This window comes from Streptomyces sp. Xyl84 (genome assembly GCF_059731885.1).
Genome location: NZ_AP029182.1, coordinates 591,841 through 618,155, shown reverse-complemented (window position 1 = coordinate 618,155; position 26,315 = coordinate 591,841). Strand labels below are relative to the sequence as shown.

Sequence of the window (26,315 nt, the reverse complement as noted above, 5' to 3'; positions counted from 1 at the left end):
GACAGGACATCCGGGCCCGGGACGCGGGACGGGGAACGGGACATGGTGGACGGTACGACCGGCACGGCGGCCGGTGAGGAAGCCCTGGCGCGGCGGTTCGAGGAGCACCGGGGCCGGCTGCGCGCGGTCGCCTACCGCATGCTCGGCTCGCTGACGGAGGCCGAGGATGCCGTCCAGGAGACCTGGCTCAAGCTCACCCGCGCCGACACCGCCGGCATCGGGAACCTGGCGGCCTGGCTGACCACGGTGACCGGCCGCGTCTGCCTGGACCTGCTGCGCACGCGCGGCGCGCGGCGCGAGGAACCGATGGACGAGACGTTCGTCCCCGACCCCCTCGTGCGTCCCCTGACGACGGCCGACCCGGAACAGGAGGCGCTGCGGGGCGACTCGGTGGGGCTCGCCCTGCTCGTCGTGCTGGAGACCCTGGAGCCCGACGAGCGGCTCGCGTTCGTGCTGCACGACCTGTTCGCCGTGCCGTTCGACGACATCGCGCCGGTGGTGGACCGCACCGCGGCCGCGACCAGGCAGCTGGCCAGCCGGGCCCGCCGCCGGGTCCAGGGCGCCGCCCCCTCGGCGGAGACCGACCTCGGACGGCAGCGGCAGGTACTGGAGGCGTTCCTCGCCGCCTCGCGCGGCGGTGACTTCGAGGCGCTGGTCGCCGTGCTGCACCCCGATGTGGTGCTGCGGGTCGACGCCGGCGCCCTGGTCCGCGGCGCCGCCGGGTCCAAGGTGGTGCACGGCGCGCGGACGGTGGCGGCGCAGGCGCTCACCTTCTCCCGCTACGCGCCGACCGCGCGCCTGGTGCTGGTCAACGGCGCGGTCGGGCTGGCCAACACCCCCGAGGACGGCCCGCACTCGGTCATGGGCGTCACCGTCGCGGACGGCCGGATCACCCACCTCTACATCCTGTCCGACCCCGGCCGGCTGGCTCACCTCGGGCTGCGCGAGGCCATGGCGGGCTGAACTTCGGCCGCCGCAAAAGCGATTGCGGGGCCGGGACGGCGCTGACATGGTCATCGCCATGTCTGTCTTCCCGGCCCACGACGGAACCCGCCTCGCCTGCCACGAGAGCGGTGCGGGCGCGCCGTTGATCTGCCTGCCCGGCGGGCCGATGCGCGCCTCGGCCTACCTCGGGGACCTCGGCGGCCTGTCCGCCCACCGCCGGCTGGTCCGCCTCGACCTGCGCGGCACCGGCGCCTCGCAGCCGCCCCGGGACCCGGCGACGTACCGCTGCGACCGGCTCGTCGGCGACATCGAGGCGCTGCGCGAGCACCTGGGCCTGGAACGGATGGACCTGCTCGCGCACTGCGCGGGCGCGAACCTGGCGGCGCTCTACGCGAGCCGCTTCCCCGAGCGGGTCGGACGGCTCGCGCTGATCACACCGAGCGTGGTGGCGGTCGGCATCACCGTCACGGCGGACGTCCGGCTCGCGACCGCACGCCTGCGCGCGGACGAACCGTGGTACCCGCAGGCGTACGCCGCCCTGGAGGACGTCGTGGCCGGCCGTGCCACGGACGTCCGCTGGAAGGCGATCGCCCCCTTCCTGCACGGCCGCTGGGACGACGCCGCGCGGGCGCTGGAGGCCGCGGACGCCGAGGAGAAGAACGCCGAGGCCGCCGCGGTGTACGGGTCCGAGGGCGCGTACGGCCCGCAGGACACCCGGGCCGCGCTCGGCGCACTGTCCGCACCCGTGCTGGTGCTCGCGGGCGAGGCCGACCTGAACTCACCGCCGCCCGCGATGGCGGAGTACGCCGGGCTGTTCCCGCACGGCGACCTCGCCGTCCTGCCCGGCGCGGGACACTTCCCCTGGCTGGACGACCCGGCCCGGTTCGTGGCGGTCACCGCCGGGTTCCTGCGCTGACCCGGCGGTCCGGGGCCTGCCGCGCGGGTCGGTAGGGTGGGGACATGCCAGATCAGACAGCCGGACGGCGCGAGCCGGGCGCGCGGCCCGGACTGCGCGGTGACTGCGCGAACTGCTTCGGGCTGTGCTGCGTCGCCCTGCCCTTCACGGCCTCCGCGGACTTCGCGCGTGACAAGCCCGCGGGCAGGCCGTGCCCGAACCTGCGCGAGGACCACCGCTGCGGCATCCACGCCCGGCTGCGGGACGAGGGCTACACCGGCTGCACGGTCTACGACTGCTTCGGCGCGGGTCAGAAGGTCTCCCAGGTCACCTTCGGCGGCCGCGACTGGCGCAGGGGAGGCGCCGGGGCGCTGCGGCAGATGTCCGACGTGTTCCCGGTCGTACGGCAGCTGCACGAACTGCTCTGGTACCTGACCGAGGCGCTCACCCTGCCCGCCGCCCGGCCCGTCCACGCCGAGGTGCGCCGGGCCCTGGAGCGGACCGAGCAGCTCACCCTGCTGCCGCCCGAGGGCCTGGCCGCGCTGGACGTCGCCGCCCACCGGCAGGAGGTCAACGTGCTGCTGCTGCGCACCAGCGAACTGGCCCGGGCCGCGGTGCGCGGCAGGAAGAAGGACCGGCGGGGCGCGGACCTGATGGGCGCCCGGCTCAGGGGCGCCGACCTGCGCGGGGCCAGCCTGCGCGGCGCCTACCTGATCGCGGCCGACCTCACCGGCGCGGACCTGCGCGGCACCGATCTGATCGGGGCGGACCTGCGGGACGCCGACCTCACGGACGCGGACCTGACGGGCGCGTTCTTCCTGACCCAGCCGCAGCTCGCAGCGGCCCGGGGCAGCGCGGGCACCCGGCTGCCCGGGTCAGTCACCCGCCCCGCGCACTGGACAGCGCGGGGCTGACCCGCCCTCGTCGGGCACCGGCACGGCACCGGTCCGGGCGGGCGCCGTCCGCCGCTCCAGGTGCAGCCGCAGCCCCTGCGGCATGAGGGTGAGCCGTTCGGTCACCTTCAGCCGGTAGTCGGGCCGCGCCCGCAACTCGTAGCGGCGCAGCAGCAGACCGAGGACCAAGGTGGCCTCGTGCAGGGCGAACTGGCGGCCGATGCACGCCCGCGCCCCGGTGCCGAACGGCTTGAAGACGTGCGGTGGACGGCTCCGTACGGCTCCCGCGTCGAACCGGTCCGGGTCGAACCGCTCCGCGTCCGCGCCCCACACCTCGGGGTCGCGGTGCAGCATCGGTGTCAGCACCAGCGTCCACGCCCCCTGCCACATGGGGTGCTCCCCGGCGAGCACCGTGTCCCGCAGGGCCTCGCGGGCGAAGGCGGGCGCGGTCGGCCACAGCCGCAGCGACTCGTCCAGCACCCGTCGCACGTACCGCAGCTTGGCGACCTGCTCGTAGCCGGGTGCCGCCGTCTCGCCCCACACCCGGTCCACCTCGGCCCGGGCGCGCGCGGCGACCTCGGGGTGCCGGGCCAGGTAGTACAGCGCGAAGGACAGCGCGCCCGAGGTGGTCTCGTGACCGGCGACCAGGAAGGTGATCACCTGGCGGCGTACGTTCTGGGCCGACAGGTGTTCGCCGGTCACGGGGTGGGCGGTCTCCAGCATCCGGTCGAGCAGGTCCCCGCTCCCGGTGGCGCCGCCCGAGCGCCGGGCGCGCACGAGGTCGTCGACGGTGCGGTTGAGGTGGGCGATGTCGGCCGCGTTGCGGCGGGTCGCGCCGCGCAGCAGGTAGGGGGCGAGCGGGGCCGGGACGGTGTTGAGGCGCTGCGCGTAGGAGAGCGTGCCGACCATCGCGGTGACGAACGGGTGCGGGCGCGGGCGTTCGAAGGAACCGAAGTCGTGGCCGAAGCCGGTGCGCGCGATCGTCTCCAGGGTCAGCTTGGTCATGTCACCGGGTATGTCCACGGAGCGGCCCGCGGCCTCGGCGCGGTCCCAGTGGTCGGTGAGCCGCCCGGCCACGTCCAGCATCATCAGGTGGTAGCCCGCCATCGCCTCGCGGCTGAAGCCGGGGGCCAGGACGTCGTGCGCCAGCTGCCAGTTCGGCTCGTGATTGTAGGCGGTGAACAGCCCGTCCCCGGCGACCGGCCGCAGGTTGGCCACGCCCAGGCCCACGTGCTTGGCGAAGCGGGACTCGTCGGCGAGGTCGGCGACCAGGCGCGCGCCCCAGACGAAGACGAACTCCCTGCCGAACACCTTGCGGCGGAAGATCGGACCGAGCGAGCGGGCGGAGCGCATCGAGTCCTGCACCGGGGTGCTCCGGTCGACGCCCAGGACATCGCCGAGGAAGGGGACCCGGCGCGGTGGGTGGGGCAGCCGGTGCAGCTCGGGCCAGCCCAGCTCCGCGCTGCGGAATCCTTTCGGCAGTCCGGTTCCGGTCGTTGTCTCCGCCATGCCGCGCGCTCCCGGGGTCTCCCTGGGTCCACCGGACCGCCGAGCAGGCGCCGTACCGGTCCGGCGGCACGTGTTGGATGTGGGTTCAACAGCGGTTCCCAGTCTGGTCCCGTTGTTGAACCGGCGTCAAGTAGAGTGCGGGGATGGCCGCGAACCAGGGGCAGCAGCGCACGCGCCGCCGGCTCAGCACCGGGGAACGCAGGGAACAACTGCTCTCCGTCGGGGCCCGGCTGTTCTCGGAGAGCCCCTACGACGACGTGTGGATCGAGCAGGTCGCCGAGATCGCCGGTGTCTCGCGCGGACTGCTGTACCACTATTTTCCGACCAAGCGGGACTTCTTCGCGGCGGTCGTGGAGCGCGAGAGCGCCCGCATGCTGCGGATGACCGAGGCCGTCCCCGGGGTGCCGCTGCGCGAGCAGCTCACGGCCGGCCTGGACGCCTATCTGGAGTACGTCAGCACCCACGCGCACGGCTACCGGGCCTTCCACCGCGCCGACGCGGCGGGCGACCAGGCCGTGCGCCAGGTCTACCGGCGGGCCCTGGCCGCGCAGGAGCGGCAGATCCTGGCGGCGCTCGACGCCGACCCCGAGTTCGGACCGCTCGCCCGCCGAGCCGACGTGCGGCTCGCGGTCCGGGGCTGGCTGGCCTTCACCACCGCCGTCTGCCTGGAGTGGCTGCGCGGCTCCGAGCTGACGCGCGCGCAGGTGCGCGAGCTGTGCGCGCGGGCGCTGCTGGGTGTCCTGACGCCGTAGGTTCCGTCGTCACCCTGTGACCCCGGGCCCGGCGGCGGTCCGCGCCCCTGCGGACTCCCGCGTGCCTCCGTACGCCCCCCCGCGGGCTCCCGGGCCCCCGCCCGGCCTGGTTGGCGCGCGCCCCGATCTCCGATAGGTTAGGCAAGCCTTACCTAATGGGCTAGCGAGGAGGTTCCCCGATGGGTGGCGGTCACACATGGACGGCGGTGCCCGGGGCGGCGCAGCGGGCGCGGACGGTGCTCGCGCTCGCCTGGTCCTGCGCGGCGACCGCGCAGGGCGGCCGGGAGGAGCTCACCGGCGCGCACACCGTGACGGCGGACGGCCGGGTGCTCCTGCGGCCGCCCGAGGACAGCGCGCTGGGCGCCGCGGCCCTGTGCGCACCGCGCGGGGAACTGCCCGCCGTGCTGGAGTTCGCCGACCCCGCGCCCGTCCCCGTGCGCGACCGGGTCCGCGCCCGGCTGTGGCTCGCCGGACGCCTCACCCGCACCGACGACCACCTGGAGTTCCGGCCGAAGCGTGTGGTGCTGCGCCAGGCCTCCGGCTCCGTCGTCGTCGACCCGGACGAGTTCGCCGCCGCCGTGCCCGACCCGCTGGCCACCGCCGAGGCCCGCCTGCTCACCCACCTCGCCGACGCCCACCCCGACGCGGTGCAGCGGCTCACCCGGCTGGTCGGACCCGACGTCCTGCACGGGGCGGTGCGGGTCCGGCCGCTCGCCGTGGACCGGCACGGCCTCACCCTGCGCATCGAACGGGCGTGGGCCCACGGCGACGTACGGCTGCCCTTCCACACGCCCGCCGACGACGTCACCCAGCTCTCCGAACGGATGCGCGCGCTCCTCGCCCAGGCGAGCGCCGCCTCCTGCCCCCGCGCCCTACAGCGGCAGCGCGCAGACGGCGACGGGTGACGCGAACGGCTCGCCCGCCAAGCGGAGCGCGCCGCTCGCCCGGTCCACGTGGAAGACGCTCACCGTGCCCGACTTCTGGTTCGCGGCGAACAGCAGCCGTCCGTCGGGGGAGAGGGCGATCTGGCGCGGGAAGTCACCCGCGACCGGCACCGTGTCCAGCAGCCGCAGCCGGGCTCCGCCGGCCTCCACGGAGTAGCGGGCGAGGGTGTTGTCACCCCGGTTGGCGAGGTAGGCGAAATGGCCGTCCGCCGTGACCGCGAACTGCGCCGGATAGTTCGTGCCTGCCCCCGAGCCGGTGGGCTGCTCCTTCCCCACCGTCAGCCGGCCGGTCGGCGGGTCGTAGGCGCAGACCGCCACGCTGTCGTCGACCTCGTTGGCCAGGTAGGCGTACCGGCCGCCCGGGTGGAAGGTCAGGTGGCGCGGCCCGGCGCCGGGCCGGGTCCGGGCCCGGGAGACCTCGGTGAGCCTGCCCGCCCGCGGGTCCAGGCGGTAGGTGTACACGGTGTCCGTACCGAGGTCGACGGCGAGCACATGGCCGCCGTCCGCACTGGTGACGATCTGGTGCGCGTGCGGGCCCTGCTGCCCCGGTCCGGGCGGCGGGCTGGTGTGCGTGACCAGGTCGGTGCGCTCGCCGAGCGCGCCCGAGCCGTCGATCGGGTGCACGGCCACGCTGCCGGACTGGTAGTCGGCGCTCAGCAGCCAGCGCCCGCCCGGGTGCACGGACAGGTGGCAGGGGCCCGCCCCGCCGGTGCCACGGGAGCCGAGCAGCCGGCGGTCGGCGAGCCGTACGGCGCTCACCCGGCCCTCCCGGCCCTCGTCGACCGCGTACAGGGTGCGGCCGTCGGGGTGCACGGCCAGGTACGAGGGGTCCGCCACGCCGGTCAGCGTGCCCCGGCCCGCCACGGCGCCCGAGACCGGGTCGTAGACCGCGAGGCCGATGCCCGTGCCGCCGCCCTCGGCGGAGGTGTACGTGCCGAGGTACAGCGGCCGGAGGCGGGGCGACGCGCCCGCGCCCTCCCCGCCGCCCGCGGCCGCCACCGGCGCGGGCGGCCCGGAAGCCGGGGACGCAGGGGGTGACGGCAGGGAGGCCGGGGCCGGGACGGCCGCCACCGCGGCGGCTCCGGTGACGGCCCCGACGAACCGCCGCCTGCTCCACCTGCCGCCCGGTGCGCTGCCCGACGCCCGCCCACCACTGTCCATGCCGCCACCCCAGATCGTCGTCCGGTCCGATTCGGTCGTCACGACGGTCCGATTCGGTCGTCACGGTCACCTTGGCCCGGACCGCCCGCGGCGGGCAAGAGGGGCGACGGACGGTGCGCCCGGCGCGACCGCCGTCCGCCGTCGGTCACCGGGCCCTCACAGAGAACGCCGTGCGGCGTCCTCGTGGTTGCGGCGGCTGCGCACCGGGGCCCCGAGCCGGTCCCCGATCCGGGTCAGCCGCGACCGGCGTTCGCGCTGCGCGCGGGTGTGCCGGTCCAGCTCCTCCAGGAGCCGCTGGGAGCGGTGCTCGGTGTCCATCTCGTCGATGATGCGGTCGACCTCGGTGAGCACCGCGCCCTGCAGCTGCCACTGGCCCGCGTCCCGCTGCACCTCCGCCAGCAACTGCTGCGCCAGCTTGTCGCGGGTGGCCGAGGCCTGCCGCAGCTCCGCCGCCAGCCGGGACTCGGCGGACTCGGCGCTCACACTGACGTCGGTGGTCACCAGCACCGCGTAACTGACCACCGCGTCGGAGATCTCGCACAGCAGCTGCTGCACCAGCGCTCCCGTCTGCGGCGAGAACAGCGGCTCCGGCTCCCGCGCCTTGGTCAGATCGGTGAAGGTGCGTGCCAGTACCCGCAGGACCACCGTGCAGATCTCCAGCGTGTCCAGACCGGTGCGCAGCACCACCCGGTGCAGCAGGCCCTCGCGGACGCGCGGGTTCAGCCGCAGGCTGTCCTCGGCCTGGCGCAGGGCCGCGTCCACGTCCGAGATGTCGTGGTCCAGCCGGCGGGCCTCGTGCAGCCGGGCCGCGGCGCGCTCCACCGGCGTGCCGTCGGCCACCTCCTCGCCCATGTGCAGCATCAGCTGCCGCATCCGGCGTGCCAGCCCCTCGATCGACTCGCCCGCGTGTTCGGTCCACACCGGGGGCGCGAGCAGCAGGTTGCAGCCCATGCCGACCACCGCGCCGATCAGGGTCTCCACGATCCGCGCCCAGGCGGTGCTGCCGACGGTGGTGACACCGAGGACCAGCATCGCGCTGATCGCCACCTCGGCCACGAACTCGTCGACCCGTACCAGGTGGCCCACGCCGAGACCGGCCAGGATCACCAGGGCCAGGCTCCACCAGGTCAGCCCCACCAGCAGGGAGAAGAGGATGGCGACGACCACGCCCGCCACCACCGCGTTCACCCGGCGCACGCTGGTCTTCAGCGTCGCGAACAGGGTCACCTGGACGACCAGCAGGGCCGTCAGGGGAGCGGTGAGCGGGGCGGGCTCCGGACTCAGCCACTTCGCGATCACATACGCGATCGTCGCCGCGACCGTCGAGCGCAGCGCCTGGACGACCACCGGGTCCCGGTGCCGCTTGACCAGCCGGACAAGGGACGACATCGACTCACTTACCTCGTGCATCCCTTGCGCTCTTCCCCGTTCACACGTGCATCGAACCCGGTCATGTCCGGTCGAAAACGGTCCGGGGCGGTCACGTGCGATCCGTGCCGGGCTCGGCGCCGGGTGTCAGGCGTACAGCTTGTCCAGGAACGCGGCCAGGTTGGCGGTCGTCCGGGCGATCTGCTCCTGGAGGGTCAGGCTCTCCTCGAAGCGGGTCCCGGACGCCGGGACCTTCTTGCCGCGCACGTACAGGGAACAGGCCAGGTCGGTGCACATGTACAGACCGACGGAGTTGCCCTCCCGGCCGGCCGTGCCCGTCTTGCGGGCCGTCATCAGGGAGACGCCGCCGCCGGGGTGCGTGGTCAGGCACAGCGAGCACATGCTGCGGTGCAGGAAGCCGCGCTGGGAGGAGGGGAAACGCAGGGCTATGCCCACCGGCCGGCCCTCCCGCTCGGTGACCAGGTAGCTGCGGTCGGGCGCGCCGGGGTCGCGCCAGCCCAGGAAGTCGAGATCGTCCCAGGGGCGCTCCGTGAGGTCGCGGGGGACGGCCAGGCGCTTGGCCTCGCCCTTCGAGCAGTTCACGAAGGAGGCGCGGATCTCCTGCTCGGACAGTGATCTCATGAAAGGCTCCGGGTGGATCACGGCGACCAGGACCCCGGGGGGCCGGTTGCCTAATAGTGTTAGTTTCATGGCTAGGGTAAGCAGGTTCCGGGAGGGGATCCAATGGATTTCGGCGACGTACGATCACCGCGGGCCAGGGCGGCGCTCGCCCACGTGACGGCACGCTCCACGGGACCGGCCCTCGACGCGGGCCTGCGCATCACCCTCAATCTCCATCCCGACCGGCTCTGCGGGGAAGTGCCCGTCCTGCGGGCCCTGGCCCGCGACGGCGCGTACCACTCGCAGTTCGTCACCGGCACCAGCAACGGCGGGCTCACCGCCCACCCCGGCGGGGACCGCTGGCGCTGGGAGAGCCGCATCTTCGGCGGCGCCTACGACGACGCCCCCGCGGCCGACCGGCCCGTCTACGGCGCGCTGGACTTCCGCCGGCAGGTGGTGGGGGCCGCCCCGAGGTTCGGTTCCGCGCACTTCCGGCTCACCGCGGCCGCCCTCGCCCGCGCCACGTTCTGCTACCCCGACAGCGCGGCCGAGCCCGCCGACTTCGGCACCGCCTCCGCCATGGCGCTGATCGCCCTGGCCGAGGCCGACGAGCGCGACGCGCTCGACGACTACATCGAGGCCCAGGTGCACGGCGGCGTCGACCTCGCCCGGGACGTCGAGGCGCTGGTCCTGGACGCGAGCTACCGCGGCACGCCCGTCGAGGCCGACGCCCGGGAGCTGCCGTGCCGGCTGGAGTGGCACCCCGGCTACCGTCTCACCGTCGGCGAACTGCGCCGCCACGACGACTTCCGGGGCGAGGAGTACACCGCGCTGGGGGCGCGCATCGCGCAGGACGGGCTCCTGGACCCGCGGATCATCGGTGACGCGGCCCGCACCGGCCGCCACGAGACGCAGGACCTGAAGATGGTGTGGCACATCCTCGCCCGCCACGGGGCCCCCGAGGGGGCGGGGACGGCACGCGTCCCGCGCGGCCCCGGCTCGGGGGCGGCGTCCGGCGTCCCGGCTCCGGCGGCGCCCGGTCCGGCTCTGCCCGGTTCCGCCGCACCGGGCCTCGCCGCGGCCGGTCCCACCGCCCCAGAGCTGTCCACACCTTAATTTATTGTCTGACCTAAGTGGGTGCGGAAGTCGCGCCCGGACAGGCGGCAGAGGTATGTTGCAGGTCGGACATGGCGGGGCGGAACGCCGGGTGTCGGACGAGGGAGCCACATGGCGGGGCGGAACGGGCGCACGGTGCGCGATCTCAGGCGGGCCAACCGCACGGCCGTGCTGCAGCGGCTGTACTTCGACGGCCCCCTCAGCCGCTTCGAACTCGGTCCGGCGACCGGCCTCAGCTCGGGCTCGGTCAGCAACGTCGTCGCCGACCTGGTCGCCGACGGCCTGGTGGAGGAGGCCGGCAGCGTCGACTCCGACGGCGGCCGCCCGCGCACCCTGCTGCGGGTGGTCCCGGGCAGCGGGCACATGATCGGCGTGGACGTCGGCGAGACCCGCGTCCGCGTCGAACTGTTCGACCTGACCCTGACCGAACTGGCCCGCACCGAACGGCCGCTCGCCGCGCAGCGCTACGACGTCGAGGTGATCACCGGTCACATCCGGGACGGCGTCGCGGAGGTCCTGGAGGCGACCGGACTCGTCCCGGAACGCCTCCTGGGCGTCGGCATCGGCGTCCCCGGCATCGTCGAGCACACCCCGGACCGCGGCGCCGTCGTGCACGGCCAGACCATCGGCTGGGACGCGGTGCCCCTGGAGACGCTGCTGCGCACCGCCTGCGGGCTGCCCGACAGCGTGCCCTGCCTCATCGACAACGGCGCCAAGACCCTGGGGCAGGCCGAGATGTGGTTCGGCGCCGGGCGCGGCGCGGGCAACGCGGTCGTGGTGCTCTTCGGTTCGGGCGTCGGCGCCTGCCTGGTCACACCCGAGGTGGAGCGGGGCCGCGCCGTCGAATGGGGACACCTGACGGTACGCGTACGGGGGCGCCGCTGCCGGTGCGGCGCGCTCGGCTGCCTGGAGGCGTACGCGGGCGCGGAGTCGCTGCTGGCCCGCTGGCGCGAGGAGGGCGGGCAGCCGCCGCGCGGCACCGACGAGGAGACCGCGCTGACCGCGATGCTGGCCGCCGCCTACCCGGCGGACGGCGCCGCGGCCGACCCGGTCGCGCTCGCCGTCCTGGAGGAGACCGCCGAGTACCTCGGCGCGGGCCTGTCCGACCTCATCAACCTCTTCCAGCCCGAGCGCATCCTCATCGGCGGCTGGGCGGGCCTCCAGCTCGGCGCCCGCTTCCTGCCCGCCGTGCGCCGCCACGCCACGGCGTACGCGCTGCGCCACCCGGCGGAGAAGGTGACCGTCGAACTGGGCCGCCTCGGCCCCGACGCGGTCACCGTCGGCGCCGCGATCCTGCCGCTCGCCGGCTTCTTCGCCCGAGGTGGCCGCCGCGCCGAACCGGTTCCCGAGGCACGGCCCCCGGCCTGGCAGGCGGCCCTGGAGGAGCGCAGGTCTTAGAGCTGCGAACAAAAGGGGCGCCCGGCTCGCGACGCCCGGCACGCACGCTCGCGGCGTTGCCGAAAGGCCCTGGTAGCTCCGCTACAAGGACCTTCCGGCGCCTTGCGACCGCACGCACCGGACACCGCCCGCTGACCGGAACCCACTTTTGTCCGCAGCTCTCAGCGGCCCCGGCGGCCGTGGTCGCGTGCGCCGCGCCGCACCCGGGCGAGGCCGGGGGCCGGCCGGCTCACCGGGTCACGGTTTACGGGCCACGCCGCCGTAGATGTCCGTCGGCTGCGGCGTGCTGCCGGGCTCCGGGCGCCACAGCGGGCAGGAGACGATGCCCGGCTCCAGCAGTTCCAGGCCCTCGTAGTACGCGGCCACCTGCTCCGGGCTGCGCAGCACGTACGGGACCGCGCCGGTGTCGTCGTAGCCCTGCTGGGCCTCCTTGAGCGCCTGGTCGGTGTCGGTGCTGTCGTAGTGGACGAAGCAGCTGCCGGAGGGCAGGGCGGCCTGGAGGCGGCGGACGATCGACTTCGCCTCCTCGTGGTCCTGGACGTGGCCGAGGATGCCCATGAGCATGAGGGCGACCGGCCGGCCGAAGTCCAGCGTCTTCGCGGCCCGTTCGAGGATCCGGTCGGGATCGTGCAGGTCCGCGTCGATGTACTCGGTGACGCCCTCGGGGGTGCTGGTGAGCAGCGCCTGGGCGTGGCGGAGCACCAGCGGGTCGTTGTCGACGTAGACGATGCGCGCCTCGGGGGCGATGCGCTGGGCGACCTGGTGGGTGTTGTCGTAGGTGGGCAGCCCGGTGCCGATGTCGAGGAACTGGCGGATGCCGAGTTCGCCCGTCACGTGCGTCACGGCACGGATCAGGTACTGGCGGGAGGCGCGGGCCATCGTCTCGATGGTGGGCGCGTGTTCGCGGTAGGCGTCGCCCGCGATCCGGTCCACCTCGTAGTTGTCCTTCCCGCCCATCCAGTAGTTCCAGATGCGGGCCGAGTGGGGGACCGAGGTGTCGATCTTCGACAACGCGTCCTGGTCGGGGGTGGGCCGGCCGTCAGTCATGGGGGGTCTCCTGCCGTGCGTCGCGCGGGGGGATCAAAATACCGCCAACGTGCGTGCGCGCGCCCGTAGTTCGCGCCGCGCGACGGGCGCGGGCGCGGCACCGGGCGCCGGTGCGCACGCGAGGCGGCCCAGGGCCGGGCCGTGTGCGGGCGCCCCGGGCGGCACCCCGCGCAGGCGGGACCGCCCGCACGGCGGGAGGTGGCGTGCGGGCGGTCCCGGGGGTCGGGCCGGTCTGCGGCCCGGGTCCGGTTCGGCCGGGACCCGGACCGCCGCGGCCCGGGTCCGGTGGCGGGAACCGGCGCGCAGGGGCGGTGCGGTGCGGACCGCGGCCCGGTCAGTCGACCAGGAAGTCCGCCAGGCCGGCCTTGGCCCCCTGGAGGAAGGTGAGCATCTCGTCGCGGGTGTAGATCAGCGCGGGTCCCTCTGGGTCGGTGGACTGGCGCACGGCGACCCTGCCGTCGGGCAGGCGCTTGGCCTCGACGCAGGAGCCGCCGTTGGTGCCGCTCCAGGGCTTGTGCCAGCCCTCGGTGCCCAGTTCGCCCGCGGGCATGCCGTTGCGGACCGGTCCCTCGGGCGCCGGGCCTTCGGGGGTCCGTGACGCGGTGGATGCCATGGGATCACAACTCCTTACGCAGTTCGGCCAGGATGTCCTCGGTCCGTGCGACCGGCTCCGCCTGGACCGCCATCCGGTCCAGCACTTCGAGATACGCGCCGACGTCCTGCCGCCGGTCGTAGTAGACGGAGCCCGTGAGGTTCTCGGCGTAGACGATGTCGGGCAGTTCGGAGAAGCCGAAGCGGAAGTGGTGGAAGGGGCCGTAGGCGCCCGGGTGGGCCCCCACGGAGTAACGCATGATCTGGATCCGCACCTTGGGCCTGCGCACGGCCTCCAGCAGCCGGTCCACCTGGGCGCGCATCACCTCGGCGCCGCCGACGGGACGGCGCAGCACGGTCTCGTCCAGGATGGCCCACACGGCCGGGGCGTCCGGCTTGGCGAGCAGGTCCTGCCGTCTCAGGCGCAGGTCCACGCGGCGGGCGAGTTCCTCCTCGGACTCGTTGGGGAAACCGACGCGCAGCAGCGCGACGGCGTAGTCGAACGTCTGCAACAGGCCCGGAACGTAGTGCGGTTCGTACAGGCGGATGACGCTGGCCTCGCTCTCCAGGCTCACGTAGGCCTTGAACCACTCGGGCAGCACGTCGCGGTACGTGTACCACCACCCGGGCTTGTTGGCCTCCCTGGCCATGGCGGCGAAGTCGTCGATCTCCGGGGCCGGGACGCCGTAGGTGCGCAGCAACTCCTTGACGTACGGGATGCGGAGGCCGACCTCCGCCTTCTCCATGCGGCGGACGGTCAGCGGGGTCACCTCGATGGCCCGCGCGGCGTCCTCGAAGGATATCCCGGCCCGCTCCCGTAACTGCCGCAGACGCTTGCCGAGAACCATCCGCAGGACAGTGGGTGCGCTGCCGCCGGAGCGGTTCTCACTCACCTCTGACCTCCCGGAGCGGCTGTCACAGCGTGCAGTGTGCCACGCTCCCGGCGACCCCGACAGGGTGATGCCGGGCTGGCTGAAATTATCAGAACGCAGGTTGCGAGCCGAGTGTGTGCCACATCATAGTGATCCGGGAAGCCCTCACCCGGAAGGCCTTCGTGACGGTCAACTCCGGGTGCTGGTATGGGAACTGATGTTCCGACAGGTGCGGTACGGCGATGCGGCCGTACGGGACTGCGAGGCGAGAGCTGGATGACCACCGTGACCGACGGACCGTCGGAGAGCCGCGACAGAACCTCGGTCGGGGCGGGTGGTGCGCACCGGCCCGGCCGCTGCGACGGCCCTCGCCCGACACTGTGTCAGGGGTGGCGATGACCGGCTCCCGGGCCCCGCATCGGGCTCCTTCGTCCGCCCCGGCACGCCACGAGGAGGACGCCGCGGCGTCCCTCGGGGAGACCGTCCCGCCGGGCAGTGCGCCCGAGCACGGCGGTGAGCCGGCCCGCCTGTGCTCCACGGTGCCCGCCGACCCTTCCTGGGCCTCGGCCGTCCGGCGCATGGTGACCCAGCACCTCGCCCGGCTGCGGCTGTCGGCCGACCAGTGCGACAGCGCGGTCCTGGCCACGGACGAACTGTTCGCCAACGCCGTCCGGCACGCGAGCCGCGGCCCGCGCGACACCGTCACCCTCACCGTCGAGCGCACCGCGCGCACCCTGCGGGTGACGGTGGCCGACCGTTCGCCGCTGCTGCCCAGGCGCCGGGCGGCGGACGCCGCCGCCGAGTCGGGCCGCGGACTGGCCATCGTGGCAGCGCTCGCCGACGACTGGGGCCTCGCGCCTCCCGAACCCGGCACCCCCGGCAAGAGAGTCTGGTTCACCCTGAGCCTGCGAGGTGCCGCGTCATGACGGACAGCCCCCTGCGCACCGCGGGAGTGGACACCGTGGCCCGCCCCGGTCCGGCGCCCGGTGGTCCGGGGACCGGCGGCGGCCCGGCGGCCGGCCTTCCGGCGGCCGGTGAGCGGACCCCGGGCCCGGCGGGAGACGCGTCGGCCGGTACGGCGTACGGCCCGCAGGGGAACGCACCGGGGCACGAGGGGCTGCGGCAGGCGCTGACCGCCATGTACGCGAGGGAAGCGGCCTCGGCCCGCACCGCCCCGGCCGCCGGGCGCGGCCCCAGGACGGGCGACGCGCCCGCGGAGCGGCCGGAGCACGGCCGCACCGACTGCGAGCGGACCCGGCACGGGCAGGCGGAACGCGGGACGGCGGGCGCCCGCACCGGCGGTACGCCGGACGGACACCTCTGGCGGGCTCTGTCGGCGATGTACGCGGCCGGCGGAGTCCCGGCCGGCACCGCCGAGAACGCCTCGCTGGCCGCCGAGCTGCTGCGCCGGGCCGACCAGGACCGCAGGCTGACCCGGGAGGCGGGCGCCGCGCCCACGCCGGAACGCCGGCACGAGGTCGCCCGCTGCCACCGCGACAACGCCGCCGCCCTGGAGGAGATCGTGCGCCGCCACGGCTGGCCGACCGCCGACACCGTGGGCACGCGGGCGTCGACCGCCGCGCTGATGATCCTGCTGCACGCTCCCGGACTGGACCTGCGGCTGCGCTGCCGGGACCTGATCGCCCAGGCCACGGCGGACGGCCGCTGCCCCGCCGTCCACTTCGCCTACATCGCCGACCACTGCGCCGTCGACCTGGGCGAACCCCAGTTCTACGGAACCCGGATCGACCCCGCCACGCTGCGCCCGTATCCCGTCCGCCTGCCCGGGAGCCTCGACGAGCGCCGCCAGGACGTGGGGCTCGGACCGATGGAGGAACAGATGAGGGCGCTGCGGCTGCGCGGCTGAAAGGGGCGGGCACCGAAGGTTTCGCAGGTCACCGGGGAGGTACCCGCGCGTCGGCCGCACGCCGTGCGGCCGGCCGCAGTGCCACGCGCCGACCCGCGAAGGAGTACATCGTGACCGGACACCGCTCGCCCGTTCCGCGGGACATGCCGGACCAGCAGGCGGACGTGGACGAGGACCCCTGGGAGACGGCGCGCACCTCCGCGGCCGAACCGGCCCGCGAGGAGCGGCCCGCCCACGGGACCGCCCGCGACGAGGTCCCGGGCGCCGACGAGGAACATCCCGTACCGGACGAACCCTCCGCCTGACACCCTCCGACGGCACCCGCCCTCCACATCCGTCGGCACCCGCCCTCCACCCGCCGCACCCGGCGGCGTCGGTGGCGTCGTCCCGGGGCGGGCGAGGGCGACCCGCGTGGGCCCGCGAGGGGAGAGCCGACGAGCCGACCGACGGGGCCGGTGGGCGAGCGGGCGGGTGTTTTCGGTGTCCCCGCGCCAGCGCAGCGCGCCCGCGTACGCCAGCCCAGCGCGCCCGCGTACGCGGCGCCCCCCGCCCGCGCACGCCCGCCGGACTCACCCCGCGCCCGCCCCGGCTCGCCCCACCCGGCTCACCCCACCTTGCGGCCGCGCAGCGGCTCCGTGTCCGCGCCCTCGCCGCGCCGCAGGCCCCGCAGGAACTCCTCCATGACCTCGGTCGCCGTGTGCTGCGGGCGCCAGCCGAGTTCCGTACGGGCCCGGGTGCAGTCCATCAGGGGCAGCCGCAGCACCGCGTCGAACAGGTGCGGGGAGGCCGGCAGCAGGTGCAGGCCCCAGGCCGCGGCGATCGCGGAGCGAGCGGCGGTGCGCGGCAGCCGCAGGGGCCGGGTGCCGAGCAGCTCGCCGAGCACCCGCGCGTCCAGCGGCGGGTCGGCGGCCAGGTTGAAGGCACCGCGCACCTCGTGGCGCAGCGCCAGCAGGTAGGCGCGGGCGGCGTCGTCCGTGTGCAGGACCTGGGCGCGCAGGCCGGGGATGTCCGGCAGGAACGGCAGCAGCTCGGGCCGCGCCATCGGCCCCGGCAGGAACCGGCCGCCGAAGATGCGCCGCTGCTCGCTCGCGGACTCGGCCTTGAACAGGAAGCCCGGCCGCATCCGCACCACCCGGACGCCGGGGTGGTCCCGTTCGAACGTGTCCAGGGCCCGTTCGAGGTACGCCTTCTCCCGGGTGTACGCGGCGTCCGGCCAGCCGTGGGTCGGCCACGACTCGTCGACGGCGCGGTCCTTGGGCCCCGGCGAGTACGCCCCGACCGAGGAGGCGTGCACCAGCACCGGTACCCGGGCGGCGGCCACGGCCTCCTGGACGCGGATACCGCCGAGGACGTTCGTGCGCCAGGTCGTCGCCGGATCGTGCGTCGGCTGGAACGCCCACGCCAGGTGGACCACCGCGTCCGCGCCCTCGAACTGCGCGGCCAGCGGCGCCTGCTCCGAGGCGATGTCGACCCGCGCCCACTCCGTCTTCGGCGGCGACCACCGCGGGATCCGGCGGGCCAGGCCCCGTACCGAGGCCACCTCCGGGTCCTCGGAGAGCAGACGGACGACGCTCGTCCCGACATTGCCGGTGGCGCCCGTGACGACGATCGTGCTGCCCGACACGCTGCTCACGTTCGGCTCCTTCCGGGGACGGTCGAGTGCGGGGCCCGAGTACCCGCTCCCCGCGGGTCGACCCGGCATGACCCCGCGGGTAATCGACGCGCCCAGGGCGCGCCACGACGATGGGGGACGTCATCACCGAACGTCGTCAACCGCCCCGCAACCGCCTCTCCGGGAGGTCCGCATGCCGTACTTCACCAGCCCCGCCGACGGCACCCGCCTGCACTTCGTCGACTACGGACCGGCCGACGGCCCCGTGGTCGTCTTCGTGAACGGCGCCTATTTCGGCACCGGGATGTGGGAGTTCCAGATGCTGCCGCTGGCGCGCCGGGGCGTGCGCTGCGTCGGCCTGGACCGGCGCGGCCACGGCCGGTCGGACGACGTCTGGGGCGGGTTCGACCTGGACACCCTCGCCGACGATCTGCACGGCCTGCTCGACCGTCTGGACCTGCGCGCAGCGACGCTCGTCGGGCACTCGCTGGGCAGCGCGGAGATCGTGCGCTGCCTGACGCGGCACGGCACCGGCCGGGTGGCCCGGGCCGCCTTCGTCGCCGGCATCGCACCGGGCGTCGTCCGCTCGGCCGGGCACCCCGACGGCTGGGACCCGGACGTCATGCGGGCCTCCCACGAGGTCTTCCGCAGGGACCGGGCGGCGTTCTACGAGGAGGGGGCGGCCCCCTACTTCGCCCTCGGCCGGCCCGGCAACGAGGTGTCGCCGCAGTACGTCCGCCACGTCGTCGACCAGGCCCTGGTGTGCACGGCCCACGCGGCGAACGCCGTCAACGAGCTGGTCGCCACCGTGGACGTCGCCGCGGAGACGGCGAGGCTCGACCTGCCGGTCCTCGTCGTGCACGGCAACCAGGACACGTCCGCCCCGCTCTCCGCCACGGGCCGCCGTACCGCCGCCCTGGTGCCCGGCAGCACCCTGAAGGTGTACGACGGCGGCGGCCACGGCCTGTACGTCACGCACGCCGACCGCCTCACCGAGGACCTGTACTCCTTCATGACCGGTATGACCGGGACGACCGGGACGACCGGCACGACGGGCGGGACGGAGACGGCCGGCACGACGGACCCGGCGATCCCGACGGACCCGGCGAGGACGGCGGACCCGGCGAGGACGGCGGACCTGGCGGCGACCGGGGCTTCCAGGGCGGCCGCTTGCCGGACGGCGTGACGGCGGCGGCGTGGCGGCCCGGCGGTGGCCCGCCGGGCCGCCGTCACGGCGCGGGGGCGCTCAGGAGCGGCCGGCGAACGCGTCGACGCCCGTCAGCCGGGCCGACAGCGCCCACAGACGGGCCGCCTGCTCCGGGTCGGTCGCCCAGGGCTTGACGCCGCTGGGGTGGGACCCCTCGTCCGGGGCCGGCTCGGCGATGTCGCAGTCCTCCAGGTAGACGCCGCCGAGGCCGTCCAGCCGGGGGGAGGTCGCCGCCCAGACCTGGGTGGCCGCGCCCTGCTCCGGGCTCTTGAAGCCCTCCGGGTTCAGCGGGACGCCCCGCTCGTCCACCCAGCCGCGCTCGAACATCTCCTGGTGGGACAGATGACGCTGGAGGGGGGTGATGATGGCGCCGGGGTGCAGGGCGAAGGCGCGGACACCGGCGTGGCGGGCGAGCCGGTCGAGATGGACGGCGAACAGGACGTTCGCGGTCTTGGCCTGGCCGTAGGCCATCCACTTGTCGTAGCCGGTGCGCCAGTGGACGTCGTCCCAGCGGATCCCGCAGAACTGGTGGCCGCGGGAGGAGACCGAGACGACCCGGCCGCCGCCGGCCTCGATCGCCGGCCACAGACGGTTGACCAGGGCGAAGTGACCGAGGTGGTTCGTCGCGAACTGGGCCTCCCAGCCGGGCCCGACCCGGGTCTCGGGGCACGCCATGATCCCGGCGCTGTCGATGACGAGGTCGGCCGTGCGGCCGGAGGCCAGGAACCGCTCGGCGAACGCGCGGACGCTGTCCAGGTCGCCCAGGTCGAGGGTGTCCGCCTCGGCACCCTCGATCCCGTTCAGCGCCTCCTGCGCGGCGGTGGGACGGCGGGCGGGGACGAGAACGCGGGCGCCCGCCTTCGTCAGTGCCCGGGTGGTCTCCAGACCGATGCCGGAGTAGCCGCCGGTGACGATCGCCAGCTTTCCGGTGAGGTCGATGCCGCGCAGGACGTCGTCGGCGGTGCTGGTCGCCCCGAAGCCGGAGCCGATCTTGTGCTGTGGCGTAGTGCTCATGCGCGGAACGCTACGGATTGGAGTGCTCTCGAAGTCAAGGGCGCACCCGGCGAGTCACGGCCGGCCGGGGGCGGGCAGGGGAGAGCCCCGGCCGGACGGGGGAATCACGGCCGGGGCGGACCTGGTGTGGGCACGCATGGCGGTCGCCTCTCGGCGAGACGCTCCACAGGGCTTCAGCCGAACGATCGTCCCTCTGGGCAATAGGTGAGGCCCGGGGACACTGTCCCATCCGCACCCACGGTGGGTTCAACGGCGCAAGGGCGCCCGGTGTTCCTGACTCTGCCGCGTTTTGTGGTGATCCGGCTCACTCCGCGGCGGTACGCGACACAGGGCCGGACACCGGTCCCGATGCCGGGTCGGGTGCCGAACCCGGCCCCGGGTCCGGGGGAGACGCGTCCCGTGCCGGCCCGGGTTCCGCCTCCGCGTCCCGCGCCGGTCCGGGTTCCCCCTCCGGGTCCCGCGCCCGGCCGGGTGCCGCCCCGGACGCGGCGCCCGGGACGGTCTCCGCCCACAGGTTCTCCGCCTGCAGCAGCAGCGACCCCAGCACCGTGACCGGGGCCGCCGCCCGGCCCGCGTGCTCCCGCAGGCCGTCCTGCAGCCGCCGGTGCAGCTCCCACCGTTTCGCCTCCGGCTCCCCGCCGCTGCCGCTCTCGCCGGCGGGGTCTGCGCCGAGCAGCCGGCCGCTCTCCGCGTGACACGCCCGCGCGATCAGTTCCAGCAGGTCGGCGTAGGTCCGCAGCACCGCCGGGTCCGGCGGCTCGGGAGCGCGGTCCTGGTCGGCCGCGACCGCGAGCGTACGGGTGAGCGCCCGCACGTGCCCGGTGACCCGGCTCCAGCGCTCGTCCTCCGTCTCGGGCGGCACGGGCGACGGCGGCCGGCGCAGCGCGCGCAGCGGACCGGCGGTCAGGCGCAGGCTCTCCCGGCTCCAGCGGCGGGCCGAGTGCAGCGTCTCCAGGCGGCGTTCGAGCCGGGCGGAGCCACGGGACCACTCGGCCGCCGTCCCGCCGTCCCAGTCGCCGCCGCGCAGGCCGCCCGCGACCGCGCACAGCACGTCGCCCGCCTCCCGCGCGACCGCCGCGAGGTTCTCCCGCACGTCCCGCAGATGGATGGGCGGCAGGACGAAGGCGTTGACGGCCAGGCCGATCACCGCGCCGAGCGCCGTCTGCCACAGCCGGTGCCCCACCGAGGCGACGGAGACACTGCCGGTGGCCAGGGTGAACACGGCGGTGGTGGCGCCGTAGATCCCCTGGTCGCCGAAGCGTGACCAGTTGGCCAGCAGCATCAGCACCGGCAGCGACAGCGCGAGCGCGGACAGGGTGTCACCGGTGACCGCCTGCGCGCCCGAGGCGAGCAGGGTCCCCGCGCCGATCGCCGCGCACTGCTGCCCCGCCCGCAGCAGCGAGCTGTACACCGTGGCCTGCACCATGACCAGCGCCACCCACGGCGCCATCAGGGCCATCGGGTCGCCCAGCCAGACCTTGGCCACCACCCAGGCCAGCAGCGCCGCCGCGGCGGCCTTGAGCGACTGCACGACCAGGTCGCGTTCCCGGCCGGGGCCGCGCACCACGGCCCGCAGGGAGCGGCCGACGCGGCGCGCCTCCTCGCCGACGGCGCGGCAGCAGCGGGCGCCGAACCGCCCGCCGGGGGCACGGGCCGCTCCCCGCGCGCTCCGGCGCGGGGAGCGGCGGGCCGGCGGGGGAGTGGGTGCTGGGTTTTCCGGTACGCCCGTCATCGTGCCCGGGTATCCGCGCGGCGCGGTGTCTCATGCGGGGCGTACGTCACATTCCCGGGCGGCGGCCCGCCGTGCCGTCCGGGCACGTCAGGCCAGCGGGCTGTCGGCGAGGGAGGCGAGCAGGTGCGCGGGGTCGTCGTAGACGGCCTGCGCACCGGCCTGCTCCAGGTCGGCGCGCGGGATGCCGCCGCACAGCACCCCCACGCAGCGCACCCCGGCCCGGCTGCCGGCCCGCATGTCCCAGACGGTGTCGCCCACGAACACCGCGCGCTCCGCGGGCACCCCCACCAGTTCCAGGGCGTGCTGCACCGGTTCGGGCGCCGGTTTGCCCGCCTCGACGTCGTCGGCGCTCGCGGTGGCCGCGATGGCGTCGTCCGCGTCGATCGCCCGGCGCAGCGCGCCCAGTTCCCCGCCGCCGGCCGAGGTGGCGAGGACCACCGTCCAGCCGCCCTTGTGCAGGTGGCGCAGGAGCCGGCCGGCGTCCTCGAGGGCCGGCAGCCGGTCGAAGTACTGGGCGTAGAGCGTGCTGTGGGCGTCGCTCAGGGCCGCGTCCTGCTCCTCGTCGCGGTCGTCGCCGAGCAGATGGGCGATCAGGTCGGTGGAGCCCAGGCCGACGGAGCGGTGGATGGCGTGCATGGGGACCCGGTGGCCCGCCTGCCGGAACGCCTCCCACCAGGTGGTGACGTGGAGGTGGTTGGTGTCGACGAGCGTTCCGTCGACATCGAAGACGGCGGCACGGTCCATCCGGTGTGTTCCCTTCTGGTGAGAGGGCTCCTGGGAGATCTCCTGAGAGTCGGTGGTGCCGGCGGAGCCCGCGGTCGGCGGGCCGGCGGCACCGGTCCGGGTACCACGTCAGCCGTCCCTCACTCCGGGCGGCGTCCGCCGCTCCCGGGCCCAGGCCAGCAGCTCGTCCAGGGACCAGGTGGTCACCACGCGTCCGGGCGGCACCCCGCACTCCTCGGCCCGCGCGCAGCCGTGGATCTGCCAGTCCAGTTGCCCGGGCGCGTGCGCGTCGGTGTCGACGGAGAACAGCACCCCCGCCTCCACCGCGCGGCGCAGCAGCCGGCGCGGCGGGTCCAGCCGCTCCGGGCGGCTGTTGATCTCCACGGCGGTGCCGGTCTCGGCGCACGCGGCGAACACCTCGTCCGCGTCGAACTCCGACTCGGGCCGCCCCCGCCCGGTCACCAGCCGCCCGGTGCAGTGCCCCAGGACGTCGGAGTGCGGGTCGCGTACGGCGGCCACCATGCGGCGTGTCATCGAACGGGCGTCCATCCGGAGCTTGGAGTGCACCGAGACGACCACCACGTCCAGCCGTTCGAGCAGTTCCGGTTCCTGGTCGAGGGAGCCGTCGTCGAGGATGTCGCACTCGATGCCGGTGAGCAGCCGGAAGGGCGCCCAGGTCTCGTTCAGCCGGGCCACCACGTCGAGCTGTTCGCGCAGCCGGTCGGGCGACAGCCCGCGGGCCACCGTCAGCCGCGGCGAGTGGTCGGTCAGCACCGCCCACTCGTGTCCGAGGGCCGCGGCGGCCCGGCCCATCTCCTCGATCGGGCTGCCCCCGTCGGACCAGTCGGAGTGCAGGTGGCAGTCGCCCCGCAGCAGGGCCCGCAGCCGTTCGCCGCCCTCCGCGAGCGGCCGGTCCGCCTCGCCCTCCAGTTTCCGCAGATAGCCGGGCACCTCACCGGTCAGCGCCTCGCGCACCACCTGGGCGGTCTTCGGCCCGACTCCCTTGAGCGACTCCAGCGACCCGTCCGCGGCCCGCCGCGCCACCTCCCCGGCGGGCAGTGCGGCCAGCACCCGCGACGCCGTGCGGAAAGCGCGCACGCGGTAGGTCGGCTCCCGGGACCGCTCCAGCAGGAAGGCGATCCGGTCCAGCGCCTCGACGGGGTCCATCACCACCTCCACCCCCAGCGTTGCCCGCTCCGGCCGCACCCGCACCCGCACCGGCACCGCCCGGCCCATCCCGTTTGCCCCGGACGTCCCCGGGTACTGCGATGCCCCGTCCGCACGACGATCCCTTACCCCACGGAACCGCCCGCACGGCGTTCGGGTCCCTACGGCGATCCCGTACCGCAGGAGGTCTCATGTCCGCAGCTTCGTCGCAGCCCGCCCGCGTGGCCGTCGTCACCGGCGCCGACTCCGGCATCGGCCGTGCCACCGCCGTCCGCCTGGCCGAGGCCGGGCTGGACATCGGCATCACCTGGCACAGCGACGAGAAAGGGGCCGAGGAGACCGCCGAGGAGGTCCGCGCGCACGGGCGCCGGGCCGCCGTGGCCCGGATGGACCTCACCCGGCTGCCCGCCGCCGCGGACGCCCTGGACGAACTCGCCGGCGCGCTCGGCGACCGGATCGACGTGCTGGTCAACAACGCGGGCACCGGCACCGCCACGCCCTTCGTCGACCTGCGGCTCGAGGACGTGCGCGAGGTGCTGGACGTGGACCTCGTCGGCCCGTTCCTGTGCGGGCAGAAGGCGGCCCGGCGGATGATCCGGCAGGGTGGCGGCGGCCGCATCGTCAACGTGACCTCGGTGCACGAGCACCAGCCCCGGGTGGGGGCCGCCCCGTACTGCGCGGCCAAGGGCGGCCTCGGACTGCTCACCCAGGTGATGGCCCTGGAGCTGGCCGGGCACGGCATCACCGTGAACGCGGTGGCGCCCGGTGAGATCGCCACGCCCATGACCGGCCAGGAGGACACGGACGTACGGACCGAGCACCGCCCGGGCGTGCCGCTCGGCCGCCCCGGCGACGCCCGTGAGGTCGCCGCCGTGATCGCCTTCCTCGCCGGTCCCGACGCCTCCTACGTCACCGGGGCGTCCTGGAGCGTGGACGGCGGGATGCTGCGCATGGGCCCGATGGCCGGCTCCCACCTGACCGGCGACGACTGGCGGCGCCCCTGAGACGGCCCGTGGCCGCCGCCCGCACCCGGAACGGTCCGGGCCCCGCCCGCACCCGACACGATCTAGGCTTGAAGACATGACCGAGAGCGCGAGTCCCTACATCTCCCGACCGCGGATCATGGTGCTCGGAGTCCAGCGGGCCGACCCGCCGTTCCGCATCATGGAGATCGACGGCGAGGTGATCGGCGAGGCGAAGAGCGTCACCGACGTCCTCCAGGCCGCGGCCGCGTTCGGCATCACCGTCCACGACCTGGACGACCCGGACGTGGTCCGCTGGGTGGGCGGCGACAAGTTCACCTGGCACTGACGAGGCCGCCGCCCGGTGTAGCCGCGCACCTCCCACCGCCTCCGGCCGCGCCGGACTCAGAGCTGCGAACAGAAGTGGGCCCCGGCGGCCGGCGCCCGGCACGCGCCCTCGCCGCGTTGCCGGAAGGCCCTGACAGCTCCGCTACAAGGACCTTCCGGCGCCTTGCGATCGCACGCACCGGCCACCGCCCGCTGACCGGAACCCGCTTTTGTCCGCGGTTCTCAGCCCACCGTCCACTTCTGGTTGGCGCCGCCCGTGCAGGTCCAGATCTGCAGGCGGGTGCCGTCGGCGGAGGAGTTGCCGGTGACGTCCAGGCACTTGTCCGCCTGCGGGTTGACGATGTCGTGGGCCGCCGAGACCGCCCACTTCTGGTTCGGGCCGCCGGTGCAGTCCCACAGCTGGACGGTGGAGCCGTCCGCGGTGCCGTTGTCCGTGACGTCGAGGCACTTGCCGAGGGCGCGCAGGCTGCCGTCGGATCCCACCGTCCACTGCTGGGCGGCGGTGCCGTTGCAGCCGTAGAGCTGGACCGGGGTGCCGTTGGCGGAGTTCGCCCCGGCCACGTCCACGCACTTGCCGGCGAGCCCGCGGATGGCGCCGCCGGCGGAGGTGCCGCCCGTGGTGACCGAGACGGAGTCCACGACGAGCTGCTGCGGGAAGCCGGTGGAGCCGTCCGGGTCGCCGGGCCAGTAGCCGCCCACCGCCAGGTTCAGGATGAGGAAGAACGGCTTGTCGAACACCCAGGTCTTCCCGCCCAGGTCGGCGGGCGTGCGGCGCTGGTAGACGGTGCCGTCGACCGACCAGGTGATCGAGCCGGGCGCCCAGTCCACGGCGAAGGTGTGGAAGGCGTCGGCGAAGGCCTGGCCGCCCGGCAGGGTGTAGGCGGCGCCTATGCCGCCCGAACCGGAGTAGCCGGGGCCGTGGATGGTCCCGTGCACGGTCGAGGGCTCGAACCCGACGTTCTCCATGACGTCGATCTCGCCCGAGTCCGGCCAGTTCACCGGGGTGCCGAGCATCCAGAACGCCGGCCACATGCCCTGCCCGCGCGGAATCTTCATCCGCGCCTCGACGTGCCCGTACTGCGCGGTGAACTTCCCCGAGGTGTTCAGCCGTGCCGAGGTGTACTGGCACGTTCCGTACCAGCACTGGTAGTTGGCCGGGTTCTCGCGCCGGGCGGTGATGACCAGGTGGCCCTGGCCGTCCAGGGCGGCGTTGCGCGTACCCGCCGTGTAGTACTGCCGTTCGTGGTTGTTGACGTTGTCACCGGTCTCCGTCTGCCACTTGGCGGGGTCGACGGCGGCGCCCGCGGGTCCGTCGAAGGTGTCGGAGAACGCGGTGACGGCGGCGGTCGAGGCGGCGGTGGCGGCCCCGGGGCGGGCCGAGACGCCCGCATCCTGCGCCCGTGCGGGGCCGACGGCGGCGGCGCCGGCGAGCACGGCGGACAGGGCGGCGAGGAGGCATCTGCGGAGCAGGCGTGGGGAGGTCACGGAACTCCCTTCCGTGCGGCGGCCCGTGCGCGGGCGTGCCGCGGTCGTGGGGGGACGAGGAGAGGGGTGCCCCTTGATTCAAGTGG

General features: G+C 74.9%; 26 protein-coding genes. 13 read left to right on the top strand and 13 right to left on the bottom strand.

The features are described from left to right. Window positions 1–42 precede the first annotated feature (42 nt). From AC6I72_RS02690 to AC6I72_RS02680, 3 genes are read left to right on the top strand one after another with little or no spacing between them, the layout of a single operon-like run. Complete coding sequence (locus tag AC6I72_RS02690; protein ID WP_497999144.1) at window positions 43–963, top strand: sigma-70 family RNA polymerase sigma factor; 921 nt, start codon at window positions 43–45, stop codon at window positions 961–963. Window positions 964–1,021: 58 nt separating this feature from the next. Then, window positions 1,022–1,861 carry an alpha/beta fold hydrolase gene (locus AC6I72_RS02685; protein WP_497999143.1) on the top strand — a complete coding sequence of 280 codons (840 nt, stop codon included), beginning with the start codon at window positions 1,022–1,024 and terminating at the stop codon, window positions 1,859–1,861. A 44-nt stretch (window positions 1,862–1,905) separates the two neighbouring features. Continuing rightward, the gene (locus tag AC6I72_RS02680) at window positions 1,906–2,754 is read left to right on the top strand and encodes a pentapeptide repeat-containing protein (RefSeq protein ID WP_497999141.1); all 849 of its coding nucleotides are present in this window, start codon (window positions 1,906–1,908) and stop codon (window positions 2,752–2,754) included. On the opposite strand, the gene AC6I72_RS02675 is transcribed toward AC6I72_RS02680, so the two are convergent. Next, window positions 2,716–4,242 (bottom strand): cytochrome P450, encoded by a 1,527-nt coding sequence (locus AC6I72_RS02675; protein WP_497999139.1) that lies wholly within the window; start codon window positions 4,240–4,242, stop codon window positions 2,716–2,718. The two genes, AC6I72_RS02680 and AC6I72_RS02675, sit on opposite strands and share 39 nt — an antisense overlap. A 143-nt stretch (window positions 4,243–4,385) precedes the next feature. Between AC6I72_RS02675 and AC6I72_RS02670 the strand changes: the two genes are divergently transcribed. Together AC6I72_RS02670 and AC6I72_RS02665 are read left to right on the top strand one after the other, a co-directional pair. Then, window positions 4,386–4,994: a TetR/AcrR family transcriptional regulator gene (locus AC6I72_RS02670; RefSeq protein ID WP_497999138.1), complete on the top strand. Its 609-nt coding sequence runs from the start codon at window positions 4,386–4,388 to the stop codon at window positions 4,992–4,994. 179 nt (window positions 4,995–5,173) lie between these two features. Next, window positions 5,174–5,899 (top strand): DUF2470 domain-containing protein, encoded by a 726-nt coding sequence (locus AC6I72_RS02665; protein ID WP_497999136.1) that lies wholly within the window; start codon window positions 5,174–5,176, stop codon window positions 5,897–5,899. On the opposite strand, the gene AC6I72_RS02660 is transcribed toward AC6I72_RS02665, so the two are convergent. The 3 genes from AC6I72_RS02660 to AC6I72_RS02650 form a co-directional block, all read right to left on the bottom strand. Continuing rightward, on the bottom strand, window positions 5,867–7,099 hold the full coding sequence (locus AC6I72_RS02660) for a lactonase family protein (protein WP_498004572.1): 1,233 nt from the start codon (window positions 7,097–7,099) through the stop codon (window positions 5,867–5,869). The genes AC6I72_RS02665 and AC6I72_RS02660 overlap by 33 nt on opposite strands. 156 nt (window positions 7,100–7,255) lie before the next feature. Beyond that, window positions 7,256–8,509, bottom strand: coding sequence for an FUSC family protein (locus tag AC6I72_RS02655; protein WP_497999134.1), 1,254 nt, complete (start codon window positions 8,507–8,509; stop codon window positions 7,256–7,258). Between the two features lie 105 nt (window positions 8,510–8,614). Beyond that, window positions 8,615–9,109 (bottom strand): FBP domain-containing protein, encoded by a 495-nt coding sequence (locus AC6I72_RS02650; RefSeq protein ID WP_497999132.1) that lies wholly within the window; start codon window positions 9,107–9,109, stop codon window positions 8,615–8,617. Window positions 9,110–9,211: 102 nt separating this feature from the next. Here AC6I72_RS02650 and AC6I72_RS02645 point away from each other — a divergent pair, with 102 nt between their 5' ends. After that, window positions 9,212–10,204, top strand: a complete 993-nt coding sequence (locus AC6I72_RS02645) for a DUF3626 domain-containing protein (RefSeq protein WP_497999130.1) — start codon at window positions 9,212–9,214, stop codon at window positions 10,202–10,204. A 111-nt stretch (window positions 10,205–10,315) separates the two neighbouring features. Beyond that, window positions 10,316–11,602 (top strand): ROK family protein, encoded by a 1,287-nt coding sequence (locus tag AC6I72_RS02640; protein WP_497999128.1) that lies wholly within the window; start codon window positions 10,316–10,318, stop codon window positions 11,600–11,602. Window positions 11,603–11,839: 237 nt separating this feature from the next. Here AC6I72_RS02640 and AC6I72_RS02635 read toward each other — a convergent pair whose 3' ends face one another. The 3 genes from AC6I72_RS02635 to AC6I72_RS02625 form a co-directional block, all read right to left on the bottom strand. Next, entirely contained in the window at window positions 11,840–12,649 is an 810-nt protein-coding gene (locus AC6I72_RS02635) for an SAM-dependent methyltransferase (RefSeq protein ID WP_497999127.1), read from the bottom strand. Between the two features lie 334 nt (window positions 12,650–12,983). Next, entirely contained in the window at window positions 12,984–13,262 is a 279-nt protein-coding gene (locus AC6I72_RS02630) for a DUF397 domain-containing protein (RefSeq protein WP_497999126.1), read from the bottom strand. A gap of 4 nt (window positions 13,263–13,266) precedes the next feature. Further along, window positions 13,267–14,133, bottom strand: a complete 867-nt coding sequence (locus tag AC6I72_RS02625; RefSeq protein ID WP_497999124.1) for a Sco1979 family transcriptional regulator — start codon at window positions 14,131–14,133, stop codon at window positions 13,267–13,269. A 374-nt stretch (window positions 14,134–14,507) separates the two neighbouring features. Between AC6I72_RS02625 and AC6I72_RS02620 the strand changes: the two genes are divergently transcribed. The 3 genes from AC6I72_RS02620 to AC6I72_RS02610 all read left to right on the top strand — a co-directional run bounded on the left by AC6I72_RS02620 (window position 14,508) and on the right by AC6I72_RS02610 (window position 16,284). After that, entirely contained in the window at window positions 14,508–15,038 is a 531-nt protein-coding gene (locus AC6I72_RS02620) for an ATP-binding protein (protein ID WP_497999122.1), read from the top strand. Beyond that, window positions 15,035–15,979 (top strand): DUF6624 domain-containing protein, encoded by a 945-nt coding sequence (locus AC6I72_RS02615; protein ID WP_497999121.1) that lies wholly within the window; start codon window positions 15,035–15,037, stop codon window positions 15,977–15,979. Before AC6I72_RS02620 ends, AC6I72_RS02615 begins: the two co-directional genes overlap by 4 nt. A 110-nt stretch (window positions 15,980–16,089) precedes the next feature. Then, window positions 16,090–16,284, top strand: coding sequence for a hypothetical protein (locus AC6I72_RS02610; protein WP_497999120.1), 195 nt, complete (start codon window positions 16,090–16,092; stop codon window positions 16,282–16,284). 299 nt (window positions 16,285–16,583) lie between these two features. Here the strand turns inward: AC6I72_RS02610 and AC6I72_RS02605 are convergent, their stop codons facing one another. Then, complete coding sequence (locus AC6I72_RS02605) at window positions 16,584–17,612, bottom strand: SDR family oxidoreductase (RefSeq protein WP_497999119.1); 1,029 nt, start codon at window positions 17,610–17,612, stop codon at window positions 16,584–16,586. Window positions 17,613–17,784: 172 nt separating this feature from the next. On the opposite strand from AC6I72_RS02605, the gene AC6I72_RS02600 reads away from it, so the two are divergent. Beyond that, window positions 17,785–18,777, top strand: a complete 993-nt coding sequence (locus AC6I72_RS02600; protein ID WP_497999117.1) for an alpha/beta fold hydrolase — start codon at window positions 17,785–17,787, stop codon at window positions 18,775–18,777. 60 nt (window positions 18,778–18,837) lie between these two features. Here the strand turns inward: AC6I72_RS02600 and AC6I72_RS02595 are convergent, their stop codons facing one another. The 4 genes from AC6I72_RS02595 to AC6I72_RS02580 all read right to left on the bottom strand — a co-directional run bounded on the left by AC6I72_RS02595 (window position 18,838) and on the right by AC6I72_RS02580 (window position 23,434). Continuing rightward, window positions 18,838–19,812: an SDR family NAD(P)-dependent oxidoreductase gene (locus AC6I72_RS02595; protein WP_497999115.1), complete on the bottom strand. Its 975-nt coding sequence runs from the start codon at window positions 19,810–19,812 to the stop codon at window positions 18,838–18,840. Between the two features lie 304 nt (window positions 19,813–20,116). Next, window positions 20,117–21,544, bottom strand: a complete 1,428-nt coding sequence (locus AC6I72_RS02590) for an FUSC family protein (protein WP_497999113.1) — start codon at window positions 21,542–21,544, stop codon at window positions 20,117–20,119. Between the two features lie 87 nt (window positions 21,545–21,631). Next, window positions 21,632–22,288 carry an HAD family hydrolase gene (locus AC6I72_RS02585; protein WP_497999112.1) on the bottom strand — a complete coding sequence of 219 codons (657 nt, stop codon included), beginning with the start codon at window positions 22,286–22,288 and terminating at the stop codon, window positions 21,632–21,634. 108 nt (window positions 22,289–22,396) lie between these two features. Then, entirely contained in the window at window positions 22,397–23,434 is a 1,038-nt protein-coding gene (locus AC6I72_RS02580; protein ID WP_497999110.1) for a PHP domain-containing protein, read from the bottom strand. A gap of 191 nt (window positions 23,435–23,625) precedes the next feature. Between AC6I72_RS02580 and AC6I72_RS02575 the strand changes: the two genes are divergently transcribed. Both AC6I72_RS02575 and AC6I72_RS02570 read left to right on the top strand, forming a co-directional pair. Beyond that, the gene (locus tag AC6I72_RS02575) at window positions 23,626–24,438 is read left to right on the top strand and encodes an SDR family oxidoreductase (protein ID WP_497999108.1); all 813 of its coding nucleotides are present in this window, start codon (window positions 23,626–23,628) and stop codon (window positions 24,436–24,438) included. A 76-nt stretch (window positions 24,439–24,514) separates the two neighbouring features. Continuing rightward, a complete protein-coding gene (locus AC6I72_RS02570; RefSeq protein WP_037851184.1) occupies window positions 24,515–24,745 on the top strand; it encodes a hypothetical protein in 231 nt (76 codons plus the stop codon). Between the two features lie 221 nt (window positions 24,746–24,966). On the opposite strand, the gene AC6I72_RS02565 is transcribed toward AC6I72_RS02570, so the two are convergent. After that, window positions 24,967–26,229 (bottom strand): ricin-type beta-trefoil lectin domain protein, encoded by a 1,263-nt coding sequence (locus AC6I72_RS02565; RefSeq protein WP_497999106.1) that lies wholly within the window; start codon window positions 26,227–26,229, stop codon window positions 24,967–24,969. Between the last annotated feature and the right edge of the window lie 86 nt (window positions 26,230–26,315).

Coding starts and splice junctions, on each gene's coding strand:
- AC6I72_RS02690 (WP_497999144.1), top strand. CDS start 43: ATGGTGGACGGTACGACCGGCACGGCGGCCGGTGAGGAAGCCCTGGCG.
- AC6I72_RS02685 (WP_497999143.1), top strand. CDS start 1,022: ATGTCTGTCTTCCCGGCCCACGACGGAACCCGCCTCGCCTGCCACGAG.
- AC6I72_RS02680 (WP_497999141.1), top strand. CDS start 1,906: ATGCCAGATCAGACAGCCGGACGGCGCGAGCCGGGCGCGCGGCCCGGA.
- AC6I72_RS02675 (WP_497999139.1), bottom strand. CDS start 4,242: ATGGCGGAGACAACGACCGGAACCGGACTGCCGAAAGGATTCCGCAGC.
- AC6I72_RS02670 (WP_497999138.1), top strand. CDS start 4,386: ATGGCCGCGAACCAGGGGCAGCAGCGCACGCGCCGCCGGCTCAGCACC.
- AC6I72_RS02665 (WP_497999136.1), top strand. CDS start 5,174: ATGGGTGGCGGTCACACATGGACGGCGGTGCCCGGGGCGGCGCAGCGG.
- AC6I72_RS02660 (WP_498004572.1), bottom strand. CDS start 7,099: ATGGACAGTGGTGGGCGGGCGTCGGGCAGCGCACCGGGCGGCAGGTGG.
- AC6I72_RS02655 (WP_497999134.1), bottom strand. CDS start 8,509: ATGCACGAGGTAAGTGAGTCGATGTCGTCCCTTGTCCGGCTGGTCAAG.
- AC6I72_RS02650 (WP_497999132.1), bottom strand. CDS start 9,109: ATGAGATCACTGTCCGAGCAGGAGATCCGCGCCTCCTTCGTGAACTGC.
- AC6I72_RS02645 (WP_497999130.1), top strand. CDS start 9,212: ATGGATTTCGGCGACGTACGATCACCGCGGGCCAGGGCGGCGCTCGCC.
- AC6I72_RS02640 (WP_497999128.1), top strand. CDS start 10,316: ATGGCGGGGCGGAACGGGCGCACGGTGCGCGATCTCAGGCGGGCCAAC.
- AC6I72_RS02635 (WP_497999127.1), bottom strand. CDS start 12,649: ATGACTGACGGCCGGCCCACCCCCGACCAGGACGCGTTGTCGAAGATC.
- AC6I72_RS02630 (WP_497999126.1), bottom strand. CDS start 13,262: ATGGCATCCACCGCGTCACGGACCCCCGAAGGCCCGGCGCCCGAGGGA.
- AC6I72_RS02620 (WP_497999122.1), top strand. CDS start 14,508: ATGACCGGCTCCCGGGCCCCGCATCGGGCTCCTTCGTCCGCCCCGGCA.
- AC6I72_RS02615 (WP_497999121.1), top strand. CDS start 15,035: ATGACGGACAGCCCCCTGCGCACCGCGGGAGTGGACACCGTGGCCCGC.
- AC6I72_RS02600 (WP_497999117.1), top strand. CDS start 17,785: ATGCCGTACTTCACCAGCCCCGCCGACGGCACCCGCCTGCACTTCGTC.
- AC6I72_RS02595 (WP_497999115.1), bottom strand. CDS start 19,812: ATGAGCACTACGCCACAGCACAAGATCGGCTCCGGCTTCGGGGCGACC.
- AC6I72_RS02590 (WP_497999113.1), bottom strand. CDS start 21,544: ATGACGGGCGTACCGGAAAACCCAGCACCCACTCCCCCGCCGGCCCGC.
- AC6I72_RS02585 (WP_497999112.1), bottom strand. CDS start 22,288: ATGGACCGTGCCGCCGTCTTCGATGTCGACGGAACGCTCGTCGACACC.
- AC6I72_RS02580 (WP_497999110.1), bottom strand. CDS start 23,434: ATGGACCCCGTCGAGGCGCTGGACCGGATCGCCTTCCTGCTGGAGCGG.
- AC6I72_RS02575 (WP_497999108.1), top strand. CDS start 23,626: ATGTCCGCAGCTTCGTCGCAGCCCGCCCGCGTGGCCGTCGTCACCGGC.
- AC6I72_RS02570 (WP_037851184.1), top strand. CDS start 24,515: ATGACCGAGAGCGCGAGTCCCTACATCTCCCGACCGCGGATCATGGTG.